This window comes from Lachnospira sp. CLA-JM-H23 (assembly GCF_040096425.1).
In the GTDB taxonomy this organism is placed as follows: Bacteria; Bacillota; Clostridia; order Lachnospirales; family Lachnospiraceae; genus Lachnospira; species Lachnospira rogosae.
Genome location: NZ_JBBMET010000008.1, coordinates 29,662 through 47,319, shown reverse-complemented (window position 1 = coordinate 47,319; position 17,658 = coordinate 29,662). Strand labels below are relative to the sequence as shown.

The following is a 17,658-nucleotide window of genomic DNA, read 5'->3' as shown; positions in this document are numbered from 1 at the left end:
TATATTTTGATTATATCTTTAATTCTAATTATATTTTAGTATCCTTTGATTATCTTATGTATTACAAGATACTCTGCCACAAGCGTTACTGGTGCAAGTATTATACACCACAGCGATAACACGATACATTCCTTCATACAGATTTTCTCTATTACTTCCCTGTCTGCACCTGTATTCCTCATAACACGTATTATATCTTTATACTGTTTCATTCTCGTTACAAGAATAACTAGAGATACTGCTATATACACGAATACTGCTGCCGCCAGAGATACTCCATATAATATGTAATTGACTATTGCTTCCCTTCTGGCATCATCTTTATCATCTGAATACACATAATATGAAAATCCTGCTGGTCCAAGATATGATTGCAGATTATTGCCTGTAGAAAGATTTACCGAATCTAAGCTGTACTTTACATTAATCTGGTTGTATTTCATTGCAAGTGTAATTGTTTCTGGTAATTCTTCCATACCAAGCAGATTTCTAAGCAATTCATTCTGGCGGTCTACGGCCCGTTGTCCAAGCTTATTAGAAGCTACCATCGTATATTTGGCATACTCAGGTATATACTCTTTTAATCTTTCCTTTATTTCATCATTAACATAGACTACATTAGCAGCCCTTGTCACTGCCGCCGGTGCAAAAAGAGTATCATATTCATATTCATTTAAAATAGTATTTCCAACGATACCTTCAGCAACTGACCTGCTGACCTGAATATTTTCATCTATATTCATTATTTCCCTGCACCTTTTATCAAGCTCTTCTGTGGTTATATCAGAAGTAAGATAATCCTCATTAAATGACTTGTAATTATCATTAACCGTTATCATTCCATTATTATACATATATTCATATAAATTTTCGTAATATTCACCACCATAAGAACTGTCATAAGATGTAGAACCTTTTGGAAAGCTGCAATAATTCATAAGATTTATCTTCGTATCTTTGCCAATTGTACTATCATACCCTCCATGTATATTGGGTTCTTCAAATACAATTACCGCATCGCCATTACAGAAATCTTCATAACTAAAATCGCAATCCTTAGCATAATCTATCAGTATATTATAGATTTCATAAGATGGCTCAACATACTCAGCCGCATACAGATAATTATTATTTACTGACTTAGCCTCCTGTATATTCCAGCCTTCCCAGGTCCACATCCTTGACGTTTCAAAACAGGAATACTGCACATCTTTTATTCCGGATATTCCCTTTATATAATCTATTATGTGCTCATCTATTCCCTGATACATATAGGCATCTGCATACTTTTCAATAACCACATTGCCATATGTATAAATTATTCCACTGTCATTGTTCTGTGGTATATTTTTTGACCTCTGAAAATATTCTTCTTTTGTTACATTATCAACTTTGCCATTCTGCTCAGCTATTAATAAATAACTGCTGTCTTTACTGAATTTCTCCTTCATCTCATTGGTCCATATTGCAACAGGGTTATATATATAATTAATATTATAATAGCCTTTTTTATCAACCTTTTTAAAAGCTATTATATCTGAACTCTTTGTGATATTATTATAGTTTTTATATGTTACAGATATGTTCATAGCACATACAACTATTATTACTAGCATTAATATGCCAAATACCCTTGTAAGTATATTCTGGACTGCTCCGTGCGACTGCATAAGCCTTTTATGCGTGTAACATATATAATTATCCTTATTGATTGACTTACTGCGTATCCTTGGTTTCTTATACTTTCTAACCCTGTAAGACTGTCCCCTGCTTCTTTTACTCCATTGAATTATATTGATGACACAGCACATAATTACAGCTATTATAAATGTCAGAAATGTATTAACATACACACTATTATCTATTGAGTAGAACTCAAAACCACATTTGTGTTCAATAAAGATACATACCGCTTTCCCTACAACTATTGAAAAAATCAGACATAACAGCAATGAACTTATCAATATAACGGCATTTTCAATTATAATTATAAATGCCATCTGTACATTGCCTGCACCTATGTTCTTAACAATACTGCGTGTCCTGCTTCTTGCTTTATTATACGATATAAGCTGATATATTATTGCTGCTATGGCAAGTATCATAACAACTATGTACATATATTTATATACATAATTATCCTTCCACGGCTTATAATCATATACACTGCTGTTATATGTAATATATATAGGACTTACCTTCTGCTCAATTCCATTGTATATATCCCTATAATCCTCTTTGATGTAATCATTAATAGGATAAATAAATATACCGCCGCCATATCTGTTAATGGCTTTTCCCTCACTCTCAGTTACAATGATACCTGGAAGCTTATCACCGCCCTGCCACACATCTGTGTAACTGTTAAGTATTCCAACAAGCTTATATGTCTTAGTTAATTTATCAGAAGTTCCATTCAGATATGTATCAATAACTATATCCTGTCCAATATCACTGCCCTGTTCAAGCTTTATAAGTGTACTCCACTCAACTGCAATCTCATTATCCTTTGCTGGCATTCTTCCTTTATTAAGCTTTATATTACCTATCTCAATAAATCTGTCTGACAACGTGCCAATACCTATATCAGTCTTTCCCACCGAATTATATACATAATTATTAACCTGTGCCAGACCGGCAGTTCCAAGATACGGATGATTTTTCAAATCATTATTTTCAGCCTTGACTGAGCCCTCATACATTACATACCAGCTTCCAAAACGGCTCTTAGCTGACTGTATCTGCCATTTATACATATTGCTCTGGAATATAAGTGTTCCAGCTACAAATGTAAAGGCTATAAATATCACAATCGAAGTTCTTAATACTTCTTTCCACCTTTTACGCAGTCCTTTGAGGCAGTATTCCAGCAATTCTATGTTCATACGTTCACCTCCGATGATACATTTCCATCTACAATACTCAATACCCTGTCTGCATATCCAGCCATCTGCTTATCGTGTGTTACCATAATAATCGTCTGGCGGTATTTACTTGCCGCTAATGCAAGCATTGCAGCTACATTTTCTGAACTTCCTGCATCAAGATTACCAGTTGGTTCATCAGCATATACAACAGCCGGATGATTAATCAATGCCCTTGCTATTGCCACCCTCTGCTGCTCACCCCCTGACATCTCATACGGATATTTCTCATAACAATATTCTATCTGCAACGAACTCATCAATTCCCTTACTTCGTCCCCGTCAATGTCTTTATTGTCAAGAATTAATGGCAGGACTATATTCTCATACGCTGTATATTCTGGTATAAGGCTGTAATCCTGATATATATATCCGATATTCTCACGTCTGAACTTTGATAACTGCCTGTCCTTAAGTTCAGCTATATTAATGCCATCTATACATACATTACCCTCATCTGGCTTATCAAGCGTTCCTAATATTCTTAAAAGTGTCGATTTACCCGAACCACTCTTTCCTACTATCGCAGTAAATTCACCTTTCTTAATATTAATGTCGCATTTTTTCAATGCGTGTACCTCAACTGTTCCAGTATGATAGGTTCTGCATATACCCTCTGCTTTCAATATGTATTCCATCTTCACACCTCCTTATCTTTTGTTATCAGGCTTGTCCGCTGTACTTCATCACTGCTTAATGTACTGCTGCCTGTCTGATTACTAACTGTTGTACATTTATTATTTATTGCTATGACTGTATTATATATTGCACGACTTACATACAACTTACAATTTGCCCTTAAATTTATATAATGGCAGTATTATTTTAAATTGTGCCCCTCCATACTTGTCACTATTGCCTGCCCTTATATTTCCGTGGTGTGCTTCTATTATAAGTTTCGACAGGTTAAGTCCTATTCCTGCGTGGAATTCGTCCTGACTTTTCCTGCTCATAAATCTGTCAAATATTCCTGCTATATCACAATCCTGTATTCCATCTCCATTATCAGATATAGTTATCATACATACCTCTGAATTACTGCTTATATCTATATAGACCATACCATCCTTCTTCTGGTTAATATGTTCATAACAGTTACTTATAACATTAATCAACGCCTCTAAAAGCCAGCCCTCATCTGCATACATCTTTCTATGTCTGTCTTCATTGCCATAATTAACCGACACTTTCTGCTTATCATCAACCGAACACTCCACACTCTCCTCAACTATATAATCAATAACTATCTCATCTGATGAAAGTGTGATTTTTCCTGACTCTATACGGCTTATGTCTAGTAATTTCTTAATAAACATCTTAATTTTAAATGTATTCTTCGTACAATCTGTTATCAGTCTGCATATATCTTCATTAATTCCACATAATTCCTGTATCATCTCAAGCTTCATAGTAATTACAGACAGTGGTGTCTTAATCTGGTGTGCTATATTTTCAACGAACTCCTGCATTTTCTTATATTGTATTTTGTTATATTCGTGTTCTTTATTAAGCTCCTCCTTCAAAGAAACATTTTTTCCTGCAATAACCTTAATCTGTCCCATATAATCTTTCTTGCCAATCTTATAACAGCTGATAAGACCGTATATAAGAATTACAGCAAGTATTAAAGATATTACAATATAACTTACAAGCTCTCCATTTATCCTTAATAAATATGTGTAGCCTTTAGCTGAATATCCTGCCTCAAGCATTGCATCAGAGCCTGCCTGTAACGTATACTTATTAATATTAAGATACATCAGGTTATTAACAAGCTGTACTGCCGAATTCTCATCTGACAAATAAAGAGCTCCAACAAGAGCCCTTTGTTTAATATTATAATATACAATTAACGACACTATTATAATCACACTTACAGCCATTACTCCTAACACGAAAAATGTCTGTTTTATTCTATAATTTCTTACGTTTTTCTTAACATCTTCTTCTGTAATTCTAACTATTCCCATAGCTTTCCCCCTCTTTTTATATTATCCAGCGGTATCCTACATTTCTTATTGTTTCAATATATGGAATATGCTCATCTGAGAATGTTCCAAGCTTTGCTTTTAATCTGCTCATTGTAACTGTCAGTGTGTTATATTCCACATAATTGCCGTGCATATCCCACAGTCTGTCAAAGAACACATCACGCCTTACAACCCTGCCTTTATTCTCAATCAATATCTTTATAATATCCCATTCATTTGATGATAGCTTAAGCTCTTTGCCGTCACGATAAAGCTTATACTGGTCAAAATGCACTGACAGGCTTCCTTTATTATAGACATCACCTGAATTCATATCTCTTCTTCGCAGATTGGCACTTATTCTTGATAACAGCACCGCATTATGAAATGGTTTCGTCACATAGTCATCTCCGCCCATATCAAGCCCTTTTATAATAGATTCCTCATCATCGCACGAGGTAATAAATATAATCGGTGCGTCGCTGTTATGTCTTATTCTTTCACAAATGTCAAACCCATCACCATCAGGAAGCTTCACATCAAGCAGATACATATCATATATATCCGTATGCTCATCAAATTCTTTAACACTTCCTGCCGTTATAACGTCATAATTCTTTAAGATAAGCAGTTCCTTTAATGTCTCCCTTAATTCCCTGTCATCTTCCACAATCATTATCCTGTACACTAACCCCACCTCTTTTACTCTCACTAATTCTCTTAACATTGTAATAATTGTAATATGATTAATATTAACATATATAGCTTGCAATCAGCTTACAAAATGTTCTTTAATATTGTATCTGCATTACTTATTGTGTAATCTGTCAATCTATATGCCATAATTCTTACCCCTGTAATAACAGGAACTACAAATCCATTAGATTATAATTTCGCACATCTGTTAATAACGGTCTTATTAGTAACTTTCAATGCTCCTGCCACATCAACAGGCTTAAATTCATACATTTTATTCTCTATTAAATATGCTAATAATTCTTTATCCTTCTTATTAAGATAAGATAAATTAACTTGTTCACTCTGCTTATTGGTTTCCATTGATAACTCGCAGACCTTATTAGAATATAATTCCATCATTCTCAAAAAATACGTTATCCATATCTCTGGATGAGGTGGATTTTCGCGCCCCATATAGTACAATGCTGGCAGACCCATTTGTAATGAACTATAGTATTCATCTGAGTCATATGCAAAATATTCCTCTAATGAGCCTATACCCTGAAATCCATAACCATAATAATCTAATATATATCCTGAAAGCAGTCTCGCTGTTCTTCCATTACCATCTTCAAATGCGTGTATTGTAATTATCTGATAATGAACAATTGCCGCTATAATAAGTGGATGGTCATCAGTTGTATTAACATACTCAACAAGTTCATCTAATAATTCAGGTATCTCATTATACTCTGGTGGTATATATTCTGCTTCCTGTGTCTCAGAATCATACACAGCAAATAAATATCCCGGCGGCATTGCACCCCTTAAACCTATTTTTTCTTTAGATGCCCCTTTTTCTACAATTGACTGGACCTTTAATATAAGTTCCTTTGTAAATGGTGCTTTCTTAGCTATCTGCTCCTCAAGATAATTCAGTGCCATATAATAATTACGAACTTCCTGCTCTGGCTTTAAAAAATGCTTATGCTCATCTTTATCTATAACATCGCTTACCTGCTTTTCCGTCAACGGATTTCCCTCTATTTTATTAGAAGCATACGAACTCTTTTTCTTAGAATTCTTACGAAGTTTATTTCTCGTAATAGCTGGTATTTTTATATTATTAAGCGTAAATTTATTCTGTTCAATATTAGTTATCATTCGTACAATATCGTTATTTAAAACAGCCTTTATCACTAATAACATCATCTCCTTACATATATCCTCATAAATATATAATACAATCCCCCTCATATTTTTTCCACTAAAATTACACTATTATTACACTATTTTTCACTAAAATTACACTATTATCCCCTGTAATTACACTATCCCCAAAATACATCTACACAATTATTACACTATCCCCAAAATTGAACATAAAAAAAGCCACGGCTACATTTCCTTATATTTCTTAAGAAAATATCACCGTGCCTCCTACGCAACACGTAAATATCGCCAACGCACAGTTGTGCGAGGCTGTTATATTACAAGCTGGGTGCTTTTGCAGCCGTCGGCACTTAGCGGCTGTCCTTTAGCCGCTTACGTGTCCGCTACGGCTACAAGCAGCGAGAGCGTGCCCAGCGGTAATATAACACCCTCGCACAACGTCCGTCTGGTCTTATATTTACCTACCTCCCCATAGTCCCCATCACCACAAGCGACATAATAGGAATCATAAGTATCGTAGATATCGGATTTAACACCGCCGCTATATCGGTAGATACACCCAGCCTCTCGCTATATATTATTGACACAGCCGCTGATGATGCGAACATTGCCGCCGCTAATGTCTGTCTCATAACTAGCGGTGCCGGAAGTACGCAATATATAAGCACAGCTGCAATAATACCAATAACATAACGCATTGAAAGCAGTGTTATCACTTCTTTTGCAGACTCTCTGCTCATATGAAATTCTAATGACACACCTATCATTATCATTGTAAGAAATCCGTTTCCTTTTCCACAGAAATCTGCTGCCATCGTTACAAAATCCGGAAGCCTGCAATTAAGAAATGACAGTATTGTCATAATCATATATGTATCAAATGGAACTGATGTTAACAATCCTTTTAAAATTGTTAATACATAATTCTCATTTTTATCTTTACTGCCTCCATTAAGTCTCATTTTGCCTATTGCATAGGTTGTTCCCAATGTATAAAAGGAATCTCCGACATCAAACATACATAGATAAGGCACACCTGCTGGATAAAAGGTTGATAAGAATGGAATTGCAATACAGGCCATATTAAATCCCGAAGCATTAACCGAATATATTGCCTTTAATTCAGGACTTTTATCAGCCGAAACTATCTGTCCTGATATCACCATAACCGTATTAACCAGAAATCCCAGCAGTATCGCTATTACATAGTATACATTTACTTCTGCCCCAGCGAAGCTGCTTATTAAAGAAGCTGGCAGAGTAATATAAAATATCAGGTTTGACAACACCTTTTTGTCTTCTTTATGAAACAGCCCTGCTCTTTTTAAAATATACGACATCACCATAGTCAGCAGATACACAAGTGCAGTCATAACAACATTTACCATACTTCACCAGCTCCTACACAAATATATTATTTACTCTGTACCCATAACCCTAGTCTCAGGAATTATGTTACCACCATCTATTATATTGGCTGTGCCTGTAACATACTCTGCATCATCACTTGCAAGACTCTAAGAATTTTTTTGCAATTCCATAGCCTATTCCGCCAGCCGCACCCGTAATAACAGCTACCCTGGTATTGGCTTTTAACCACTCCTTAGCCATATCAATAGTGACATCCAGATATTCATCATCTACAGTCTTGGCTGTGTCACTGTCACTATGAGTCGCAAGCCACGCAAGTCTTGTAATACGCCTTAATAATACGAACATCGGTATAAACTTCTTGTCTTCATCTGATAATTTTCTTACTTTCTCATAGCCTCTTACCCACGCTCCTTCAAGCTTAGTAAGATTTCTCGAATAAGTAACAAGTGCACAGCCCATATCATACATATAAAATCCATAACCGCTGTCATCAAAATCTATTATCTGGTTGACACCATTATTATTAATCACATTATAAAAATGTAAATCTGCGTGGATAAGTCCGAATTTTTCATTGCTTCTGCCATAATAATTAAGTTTGTCCTTCATTACAGATGTACATTTTTCAAGTATCCTGTACTGCTCTTTAGTTAAAGCCTTATAATCACGCCACGAGCCCCATATTCCATCGTTATTGTCGCCAAAAAGATTGTTGATATCCCAGTAAAATCTCTTAATAACAACACTCTTATCTCTATTAATTGACTGCATATGAAGCTTCGCTGTTATTTCTCCAAGGCTTTCAAGTCCTTTTATAAGTTCGTCATCTTTAAGCTCACCAAGTGGGCTTCCTTCAAGAAATGATATAACTGAAACATATACTTCTTCACCAGAAAATGTAGTCATTTTTTGAAGAAATCTGCCATCCCTGCCACGATATACGACTGGAAGTTCTACGTCCGTATCACGGTGGATTTCGTCCATCCATAATATTTCGCCTTCCAGTTCTTCTATATTGTGATACCCCGGTCTGTGTATACGCAATACTACAGGAAAAGCTTCTTTAAATGTAATTTTGAATATAACATTTTCTGAATATTTCAATAACTTTACATCATAATCTTTATCAAAATCATACAGCAATAATAAATTATCTCTTACATCTTTTTCCAAAGTCTGTGGCGTATCATTCATAACTTCCTCTTTTCCAAAACTGTCTACTTTGATAATGCCTGTGCAAGACCCTTATCTATTTTTTCAAATAATTCGTCCATAAATGCATCATCACACAAAAGTCCTAACTTTAACTGCAATGTATTAGGGTGGAGTCTTGAATTGTGTGACCATACGCCGTTATCAAATAATGGCTTGCATACTGTCTTGCTTGCATCTTCACAGTCAAAATTAATACCCATAATTACACCACGCTGTGTATAACCTGTAATAAATCCATCATATTTATCAATAAGTGCATTAACTCTTTCTGTAAGAAGCTTGGCATTCTTATTAATATTATCAACTGTCTCTTTTCTTGTTGATATTTCAAGAACCTTCATCGCAACAACACAGCCTAATTCTGAATTACCACAGGTAGAACCGTGCATTCTTCCTATATCAAACATCCAGCTTGCCGCTTTTCTGTTCATAACCGTTGCTGATATTGGATATATTCCACCTCCAAAGCCTTTAGCTGTTGTAATCATATCCGGAACGAAGCCCTCGTGTTCAAAGCACCACATTTTTCCGGTTCTCATAAGACCTGTCTGTGTTTCATCTGCTATATACAATGTTCCATATTTCTCGCAAAGCTTCTTAACACCTGCAAGATAGCCCTTATCTGGAATTGGGAAGCCATAAGTTGCAAGAAGTGATTCTATAATTACACACGCTACATCTTCTTTCTTAAGCTCTGCCTCCATTGCATCAAGATCATTAAGGGTAACCTGTACGAATTCTCCAGGTGCTCCCTGACAAAGAAATGGATCTTTAAATCTTGCATCTCCTGTCGATACTGAAAGGCCTGTATGTCCATGATAACAGCCCTGAATTGATACAACTCTCTTTCTTTGTGTAGCATATCTTGCACTTTTTATTGCAAGGTCAACAGCTTCACCACCACAGGTTGAAAAGCATGCATAATCAAGTCCGTCAGGACAAAGGCTTGTCAACTGCTCCGCAAGCAGTGCCTTGGTTATTCCTGTAAAATGATGATTACCTATATCCAGCTCTGTCATAGCATCTGTTAAAGCACCTATAATCTCTTTATTTCTATGTCCTAAGTTGTATGTACCACCATTAATATGTATATCTAAGAACTTTCTGCCATCCATATCCCAGAAATAATAGCCCTCTCTTTTGCCCATAACGATAGCCATATCCCTGTCAATCCATTCCTGTGTCTTTCCAACATTCCAATGTGCCAAACTTTTCTTTAATATATCTTCCTTAGTGATATCTGGATTATTAATATAACTCATAGACTACCTCTTTTCTATAACACTTATGTTACTGCTGCCATTAACTATACTATCTTATACTGGCTGTTGGTCCTCTCAAACCTGCTCGGTGTAAGTGAAGTATTTTTCTTGAAATCCTTTATAAAATGTGCCTGGTCATAATATCCAAGCCTTTCGTATATCTCATAAGTAAGACTGTTCTGCAAATAATATATTGCCTTCTGTATTCTTATTATTTCCGCATATTTTTTCATAGAAACGCCAACAGCTTCCTTAAACACACGATCAAGATATCTCTGGTTGTAGCCTACCTCTTCGGCTATCTTTGCAATATTTATATTGCCCTTACCCTTATGAATAATGCCTGCTATGCTTGCAATAATATTTTTCTTATCTGCAAAATGCCTGTCATACCGGAAATTATCCATAAAAATATCCACCATTTTTTCAAAATCATCTTCATTTTGAAGCATAGATGATATATTCTGTATATCATCTATATAAGCAAGGCATTTTCTGTCACATACTATGTCCGAAATATACTCTTTCATAAAATCTGGAATTACACCTGGTTCAAATTTAACTGCAAAAGTTTTCTTGCTTCCACTTATATATGCAGGGCTGACCTTAGTATGTGTTCCGCACGCATATGGAACATATCTGCCCTTTTCATATATAAACTGTATGTCTATGCAGGCATCAGGAATTGCATATATATCTTTCCTGCAATTATCAACTTTATATATCTTATTAATATAACCATCTTCTATTATGGTCTCTGTATATTTAACACCTTCTGATATAAGATAAGTCTTAACCTGCATAGTAACACCTTCTTTCTTATGTGCACTTAACTTCAGGCTTTTTATTAAGCTTCCTGTGTGCTTCCTGTATTAGTGCATTTTATATTAAAATCTGGATATTTTATCTTTATATAATCTTCAACAAGCTTTACAGCACCCTCAAATCCCACTCTTTCCGTATTTATAGTAAGATCATAGTTCACTGGGTTAGTCCAGTAGTTGCCTCCTGTATAATGTTCATAATATTCTGCACGGTATTTATCTGTCTGTGTAATTGACCTTGCCGCTGTTGCTTCATTAACACCCATTCTGTCCATAATCTCTTTAAGTGTAAATCTTCTTGGTGCTTCAATATAAAGGCTTATAACATTAGGTCTGTCCTTTAATATCCAGTCAGCACATTTTCCGACAATCACACAACTCTCTGTATCGGCAAGCTGTTCTATAATCTGTTTCTGGTACTCAAATAACTTCTCATCTGATACAAACTTCCTGTCCTCTACTTTAGGAGAACGTTGCATTGGAAGTCCTTTAAGAAATGCCGAAAATACATTCTGGCTTCTCAATTTCTCATTAACCTCTGCAAATACTTCCTCATCAAGTCCGCTCATCTGAGAGGCAAGCATAAGTATTCTGTTCTCATAACAATGTATTCCCAAATCATCTGCTATCTGCTTGGCAATTCTTTTTCCACAGCTGCCAAAGCCTCTTGCTACTGTAATAACCAAATTATCCATAATATTCCTCTTTTCTGCACGCGTTTCCTGTGCACGTCAAGTTAGTGCCTGCTCACTTTGTTACATATATTCCACTGTTACTTATATTTCGCTGTTACTTATATTCCAATTATTAAGCACCCTTCTTTACGCCGCTTTCCATATATCTTGTTAAGAATGTTCTTGTTCGTTCATTCTTAGGATTAGTAAATAATATATCCGGACTTTCGTCCTCAACAACATATCCGTTATCCATAAATATTGTTCTTGTTGATACATTTTTCGCAAATTCCATCTCGTGGGTTACAATTATCATTGTAAGTCCCTCATCTGCTAACTCTTTCATAACATTAAGGACTTCTCCTACCATCTCTGGGTCAAGTGCTGAGGTAGGTTCATCAAATAAAAGTACCTCCGGATTCATACAAAGACCTCTTGCAATGGCAACTCTCTGTTTCTGTCCACCTGATAACTGTGCCGGCTTGGCATTGATATATGCTGCCATTCCAACCTCTCTTAAATGCTTTATAGCCCTAAGTTTAGCTTCTTCCTTGCTAAGATGAAGTATCTTCTGTACACCAAACATACAGTTCTTTAATACCGTCATATTATTAAACAGGTTAAATGACTGGAACACCATTCCAACCTGTGACCGGTATTTGGAAAGTGAGCTTTGTGTATTCTTAACCTCTTCCCCATGAAATAATATTTTGCCGCCTGTAGGTGTTTCAAGGTGGTTAATACAACGTAACAATGTTGATTTGCCTGAACCTGAAGAGCCTATAATACATACAACCTCACCCTTTGATATTTCAAAATCTATCTTTTTTAATACTTCGTGGTCACCAAATGACTTTACGAGATTTTCTACTTTAATAATTGACTCTGCCATAATAACCTCCATTCCTGCCTGCTTATCACTCATTATCAAGGAATTCAGTTGCAAGCTCATAATCGCTTCGTCCCTGTAACTTCTTTTCAACAACCGCAAATATTCTGTTAAATACAAAACATAAAACAAAATAAATGATTGAAATTACGATATATGATTCAAAATATTTGTAATATGCACCACCTGCTGTCTTTGCCATAAGGAACAGCTCCGATACACCAATAACGTTTAATACTGATGTCATCTTCAAATTATTAACAAATGTATTACACATCTCAGGTATTACATTCTTTAATGCCTGTGGAACGATTATGTAAAGCATTGCCTTGAAATGTGACATTCCCATAGCGAGTGCTCCTTCCTCCTGTCCTGCATCTACTGACTTAATACCTGCTCTTACTGTTTCACCCATATAAGCTCCGGTATTAAGTGTTGTAACAAGAATACCTGCAATAATTGAAGTTATCATTATGTCATTCTGTCTTAAGCCATAGTAAATAACCATTCCCTGAACAATCATTGGGGTATCCCTGAATATTTCAACATATACAACTACAATTATCTTTAATATTCTTATCAGGATCTTCTTTACTATATTGTCTTCTTTATGTATCTGTACTGTATTGATTATTCCTACTGCAAAACCAAGAATAAATCCTAATATTGTACCTATAAGTGACACATAAAGTGTTACCCAGGTAGCTTTTAAAAATAGTGTTGAGTATTTATTAAATATAAACCAGCTCCATTGGAACAGTGTTCCATCAGCACCTGGCGTATTGGCCGCTAATGCCACTATTGAACTATACATACCTTTACCTCCCATACATTTAATTATAAAAAGGAATGTGCAAAGCACATTCCCGCACCGGGCACGGTCATTTGCGTCAAACTATATCTTCGTGCGAGTGTGCATTATAGGCACATAGTGCATTTTATGTAATAGGGGATTCTATCGGAATTTCCTGTTACATAAAAAAGCCACAGACTTCCCCTGTAAGGTCCTGCCGCCTTTGACAGGAAAGTCTGTGGACTTTTATTATTTTTATAAGGTTAAACTATTATGTAGTACTTTGTCAGATTAATTATCAACTATTACTTTAGTCTTATTTAGTTAGATGATGGCTGTAACTTAACCATTTCATCCATTAACTTATCAAATTCAGCCTTGTCATTCCAGTTAAGCTTATCAAGTGCTTCCTGAACTGTATCTCTCATTGGATCACCTTCCCTGAATACTATACAGCAGTCATTCGATGCACCCTCTGGCTCTGTGAAATCAAGATTGAGCATCTTTAAATTATTCATAGTTGAAAGTGCTGATATTGATGTTGTGTAATCAAGGATAACCATATCGGCTGTCTTATTCTGTACTGCAAGAAAACATTCTGATGATGTTTCATAGTCTGTTGCAATTACACCGCCAGGTACTTCGTCCTTGTAAGGTACATAGTTAGTTGCAATCTGTGTTGTTAACTTAGTATTCTTACCCGCAAACTGTGAAAGCTTAGTATAATTAGCATATTCACTATCTGCTCTTACAACACCAACAATCTGTCTTTTATAATAAGGTGTTGAAAAATCATATGTCTCATCTCTTTCAGGACTGTAGCATACACCAGTCATTACTGCATCATATGATCCATCCTGAAGTCCCATAAGTATTGAACTCCATTCAATCTTGTATACCTCTAATTCATAGCCCATTTCATCTGCTATTCTCTGTGCAAGCTCAACTTCATATCCATATGCATATCCATCTGCATTTTTAATCTTTACTGCCTGCTTGCCATTACCAACCTCTGGTGATTCCTGTGTCCAATTGTAAGGTGCATATGCACATTCAAATGCTACCTTCAATACTTTCTTGTCTGAATCGGAACTCTTACTTCCACAACCTGTAACTCCTAATGTCATTGAAACCACAAGTGACATTACAACCATTAACGATAATAACTTCTTCTTCATAACTTTTCTCTCCTTTCACCATTGCCATAGTAAAAAATACATACAGAAAAGGCGCCTAATTCATTGGAATTAGACGCCTTTGTCAATCTTGTATTCTGTTGACGCTATTAACATAGCAGATATATTAATATAATAATTGTAAAAATTTCACTTATGAATTATATACCACGTTCTTATGCAGATTGCAATAGATAATTTATCTATATGCAGTTATAAGAAACATTGGTGCTTCTTTGATGTCCTTTTCTTTCAATAATTTCTTACCTATGGCTTTGTCTGCACTGCAATTACTAAATCCATATTTTTCTAATAAAGCTATATCATACTCAGGTCTTTGGTGTCTTCCTATATCCATAGCTTTCGTGATATACGCATTTTCTGCTTCAAGTGCATAGGTCATTCCCTGGTGTCCGTATGGTTCTTCTTTCTTATCATCATCAATAAGCGTTGCATCCAGATTCTTCATATTGGCATAATTCGCATCGTAATTTAACAACACTCCGCCTTTTCTTAACACCCTGTGCCATTCCTTATAGGCTTTATCCACATCAGGGAGTGTCCATGTAAGATTTCTCGTTATAACAACATCGAAGCTTTCGTCTTCATATTCCAGATTCATAGCATCCATAACCTTGAAATTAACATCTGCCCCATACCTGTCAGCCAGAACTTCAGCCCTTTCTATCATATCCGGTGTTAAATCTATTCCCGTAACCTGAAGTCCTTTGCCATAAAGAAGTATCGCAAAATATCCAACACCTGTTCCAACATCAAGCACCCTTACATTCTGTCTATTATCTATAAGCGGACTTATATATTGCATAATGTTATCAACCCATTCACGGCTTAACTCACTGTCAAGCTCATTCTCCCTTACATCTGAAAAATCTGCCACACGCTTAGTCCAGTAGTCTACAACTTTTTCTTCTATATTATTTTTATCCTGTATCATAATCTATTTTCTTTCATAATCCGTTACATATTTCTTATAGGCATATTACTGCATATCCAGCTCTGCAGTTATCTCATAATAATCTGATGGGTGTGCAGTTAAACCGCTCACACCTTTCCCTGAAACAATTGACATTTTAAGATGCGATGCAAATATAAAAGCATTGTCGTCCAGTATTGTCTGTGTCATCTTTATTCCAAGCTGTTCCCTGCCTTCTGTATCAAATGTAGTACTGAGCTGTTCTTCAAGCTGTTCAAGCTGTTCATTATAATAACCACCACGGTTCTTTGACGAATTCTTAAGACAGTGTGTTGTAAAGAAATATTCAGGATCACCTGTTGGTGCACACACAAAGGCACTTGCATATATATCCCACTCACCTTTTTTAACATAATCAAGATGATTAGCCGTACAGTTAATCTTTACATCTATTCCTATCTGCTTTAATGATGCCTGAACATTTTCTGCAAGCAAAGGAAGCTCCTGTCTGCTTGGATATGTAAGCCACCTCAATGTAAGCTTTTCTCCATTTTTTTCAACATATCCATCACCATCTGTATCCTTCCAGCCCGACTGTGCTAATAAATGTCTGGCATTATCAATATTATACTCTGCGGCTTTAACATAGCTGTCACCAAATGTATAATCTTTTGGAAATGGTCCTTCTGCCAACGTTCCATTACCTTTTAATAATACATTAGTAAAATCTTTCTTATTAATTGCCATAGCAATTGCAGCTCTTACATTACTGTCCTGCAAATTGACATTAGCATAATTCATCTGTGCAAAAAACGAACGTGAAGTTTCACTTGATGATATTGTATAATTGCTGTTATTAAACAGCGAAAGACTTGAATATGGCAGACCATAAGCCGCATTAAGTTCACCTGACTGCAATGCCATTGTAAGAGTATCACCATCACTTATCGTCTTAACAATTATTTTATCAAGCCTAGGCTCTCCATTCCAGTAATTCTGATTCTTAACAAGTGTAAGTCCTGAGTCTGTCACAATCTCCTCGGCTATATAAGGTCCTGTCGCTGATACATTACCCTCATCAGTAATTCCTGCCTGCATATCAATAATACAGCCATAAGGGTCAGAAAGATAATTAATAAGTGCTGGCACAGGCTTGGCTGTTGTTATTATGACTGTATCAGCTTCTGCCTCAACCCTCTCTATATTCAAATCCCCTGCTGCTCTTTTATGCACCGCAACAAGATGTTCTATACATTCTTTAACAGCATCACCATCAAGCTTTCTTCCACTTGTAAATGTAATTCCATCTTTTAAATTAATCTTCCAAGTAAGCTCATCTACATTCTCATAGCTTTCAGCAAGCCATGGCTCTAATTCCATTGTATCCGAATATTTAAAAAGTGTCTCTCCAACGCCATATCTTATGCACGCCCAGCCTGAATATCCGTTATGTGGGTTGACATCTGTCTCATCATTTTCTGCGTTAAATGTTGTATCTCCATAGTAGAATACTTTCTCTGTGGAAGCTGTACTTTTCCCACAGCCGGCAATACCTGATACAGCTGCCATTACAAGTATAATTCCTGCTAATTTTATTATATTCTGCTTTAATCTATCTATATTCATTCTGCTTTCACCTAATTTATCTATTCCGGTTCTGTTATTCTTCATTATAATTTCTTTTAATTTATATATGCATATCCTGTTGTTCTTCATTTTATTTATCTTTAATCTGTTCATAATTCATATACCTCATCTTATATATTTCTTATA

Annotated in this window: 15 protein-coding genes; all 15 read right to left on the bottom strand. The window is 35.7% G+C overall.

The window, feature by feature from the left end; all coding sequences use genetic code 11:
- Positions 1-35: 35 nt before the first annotated feature.
- The 15 genes from WMO42_RS10850 to WMO42_RS10780 all read right to left on the bottom strand — a co-directional run bounded on the left by WMO42_RS10850 (position 36) and on the right by WMO42_RS10780 (position 17,625).
- Positions 36-2,885 carry an FtsX-like permease family protein gene (locus WMO42_RS10850; protein WP_349192265.1) on the bottom strand — a complete coding sequence of 950 codons (2,850 nt, stop codon included), beginning with the start codon at positions 2,883-2,885 and terminating at the stop codon, positions 36-38.
- Entirely contained in the window at positions 2,882-3,562 is a 681-nt protein-coding gene (locus WMO42_RS10845) for an ABC transporter ATP-binding protein (RefSeq protein ID WP_055176547.1), read from the bottom strand. The genes WMO42_RS10850 and WMO42_RS10845 overlap by 4 nt, the downstream gene beginning before the upstream one ends.
- Before the next feature lie 147 nt (positions 3,563-3,709).
- Positions 3,710-4,894 carry a HAMP domain-containing sensor histidine kinase gene (locus tag WMO42_RS10840; RefSeq protein ID WP_349192263.1) on the bottom strand — a complete coding sequence of 395 codons (1,185 nt, stop codon included), beginning with the start codon at positions 4,892-4,894 and terminating at the stop codon, positions 3,710-3,712.
- A gap of 16 nt (positions 4,895-4,910) precedes the next feature.
- On the bottom strand, positions 4,911-5,582 hold the full coding sequence (locus tag WMO42_RS10835) for a response regulator transcription factor (protein WP_022501342.1): 672 nt from the start codon (positions 5,580-5,582) through the stop codon (positions 4,911-4,913).
- A gap of 197 nt (positions 5,583-5,779) precedes the next feature.
- Positions 5,780-6,784, bottom strand: a complete 1,005-nt coding sequence (locus WMO42_RS10830) for a Fic family protein (RefSeq protein ID WP_349192260.1) — start codon at positions 6,782-6,784, stop codon at positions 5,780-5,782.
- Between the two features lie 422 nt (positions 6,785-7,206).
- Complete coding sequence (locus tag WMO42_RS10825) at positions 7,207-8,133, bottom strand: AEC family transporter (protein ID WP_349192259.1); 927 nt, start codon at positions 8,131-8,133, stop codon at positions 7,207-7,209.
- Between the two features lie 115 nt (positions 8,134-8,248).
- Positions 8,249-9,313, bottom strand: a complete 1,065-nt coding sequence (locus WMO42_RS10820; protein WP_055176555.1) for a phosphotransferase — start codon at positions 9,311-9,313, stop codon at positions 8,249-8,251.
- Positions 9,314-9,336: 23 nt separating this feature from the next.
- Complete coding sequence (locus WMO42_RS10815) at positions 9,337-10,596, bottom strand: aminotransferase class III-fold pyridoxal phosphate-dependent enzyme (protein WP_055176558.1); 1,260 nt, start codon at positions 10,594-10,596, stop codon at positions 9,337-9,339.
- 44 nt (positions 10,597-10,640) lie between these two features.
- Positions 10,641-11,399, bottom strand: coding sequence for a helix-turn-helix transcriptional regulator (locus tag WMO42_RS10810; protein WP_349192256.1), 759 nt, complete (start codon positions 11,397-11,399; stop codon positions 10,641-10,643).
- A 44-nt stretch (positions 11,400-11,443) separates the two neighbouring features.
- Positions 11,444-12,115, bottom strand: coding sequence for a cytidylate kinase-like family protein (locus WMO42_RS10805; protein ID WP_022501348.1), 672 nt, complete (start codon positions 12,113-12,115; stop codon positions 11,444-11,446).
- 112 nt (positions 12,116-12,227) lie between these two features.
- Positions 12,228-12,989: an amino acid ABC transporter ATP-binding protein gene (locus WMO42_RS10800; RefSeq protein WP_349153849.1), complete on the bottom strand. Its 762-nt coding sequence runs from the start codon at positions 12,987-12,989 to the stop codon at positions 12,228-12,230.
- A gap of 22 nt (positions 12,990-13,011) precedes the next feature.
- The gene (locus WMO42_RS10795) at positions 13,012-13,797 is read right to left on the bottom strand and encodes an amino acid ABC transporter permease (protein ID WP_022501350.1); all 786 of its coding nucleotides are present in this window, start codon (positions 13,795-13,797) and stop codon (positions 13,012-13,014) included.
- A 299-nt stretch (positions 13,798-14,096) separates the two neighbouring features.
- The gene (locus WMO42_RS10790) at positions 14,097-14,954 is read right to left on the bottom strand and encodes a transporter substrate-binding domain-containing protein (protein ID WP_116444320.1); all 858 of its coding nucleotides are present in this window, start codon (positions 14,952-14,954) and stop codon (positions 14,097-14,099) included.
- A 196-nt stretch (positions 14,955-15,150) separates the two neighbouring features.
- Positions 15,151-15,906, bottom strand: coding sequence for a class I SAM-dependent methyltransferase (locus WMO42_RS10785; protein ID WP_349192253.1), 756 nt, complete (start codon positions 15,904-15,906; stop codon positions 15,151-15,153).
- Positions 15,907-15,951: 45 nt separating this feature from the next.
- Positions 15,952-17,625, bottom strand: coding sequence for an ABC transporter substrate-binding protein (locus tag WMO42_RS10780; RefSeq protein ID WP_349192251.1), 1,674 nt, complete (start codon positions 17,623-17,625; stop codon positions 15,952-15,954).
- Positions 17,626-17,658 lie beyond the last annotated feature (33 nt).

Bases quoted from the DNA above. Each gene is read 5' to 3' on its own strand.
- WMO42_RS10850 (WP_349192265.1), bottom strand. From the start codon at position 2,885: ATGAACATAGAATTGCTGGAATACTGCCTCAAAGGACTGCGTAAAAGG.
- WMO42_RS10845 (WP_055176547.1), bottom strand. From the start codon at position 3,562: ATGGAATACATATTGAAAGCAGAGGGTATATGCAGAACCTATCATACT.
- WMO42_RS10840 (WP_349192263.1), bottom strand. From the start codon at position 4,894: ATGGGAATAGTTAGAATTACAGAAGAAGATGTTAAGAAAAACGTAAGA.
- WMO42_RS10830 (WP_349192260.1), bottom strand. From the start codon at position 6,784: ATGATGTTATTAGTGATAAAGGCTGTTTTAAATAACGATATTGTACGA.
- WMO42_RS10825 (WP_349192259.1), bottom strand. From the start codon at position 8,133: ATGGTAAATGTTGTTATGACTGCACTTGTGTATCTGCTGACTATGGTG.
- WMO42_RS10820 (WP_055176555.1), bottom strand. From the start codon at position 9,313: ATGAATGATACGCCACAGACTTTGGAAAAAGATGTAAGAGATAATTTA.
- WMO42_RS10815 (WP_055176558.1), bottom strand. From the start codon at position 10,596: ATGAGTTATATTAATAATCCAGATATCACTAAGGAAGATATATTAAAG.
- WMO42_RS10810 (WP_349192256.1), bottom strand. From the start codon at position 11,399: ATGCAGGTTAAGACTTATCTTATATCAGAAGGTGTTAAATATACAGAG.
- WMO42_RS10805 (WP_022501348.1), bottom strand. From the start codon at position 12,115: ATGGATAATTTGGTTATTACAGTAGCAAGAGGCTTTGGCAGCTGTGGA.
- WMO42_RS10795 (WP_022501350.1), bottom strand. From the start codon at position 13,797: ATGTATAGTTCAATAGTGGCATTAGCGGCCAATACGCCAGGTGCTGAT.
- WMO42_RS10790 (WP_116444320.1), bottom strand. From the start codon at position 14,954: ATGAAGAAGAAGTTATTATCGTTAATGGTTGTAATGTCACTTGTGGTT.
- WMO42_RS10785 (WP_349192253.1), bottom strand. From the start codon at position 15,906: ATGATACAGGATAAAAATAATATAGAAGAAAAAGTTGTAGACTACTGG.
- WMO42_RS10780 (WP_349192251.1), bottom strand. From the start codon at position 17,625: ATGAACAGATTAAAGATAAATAAAATGAAGAACAACAGGATATGCATA.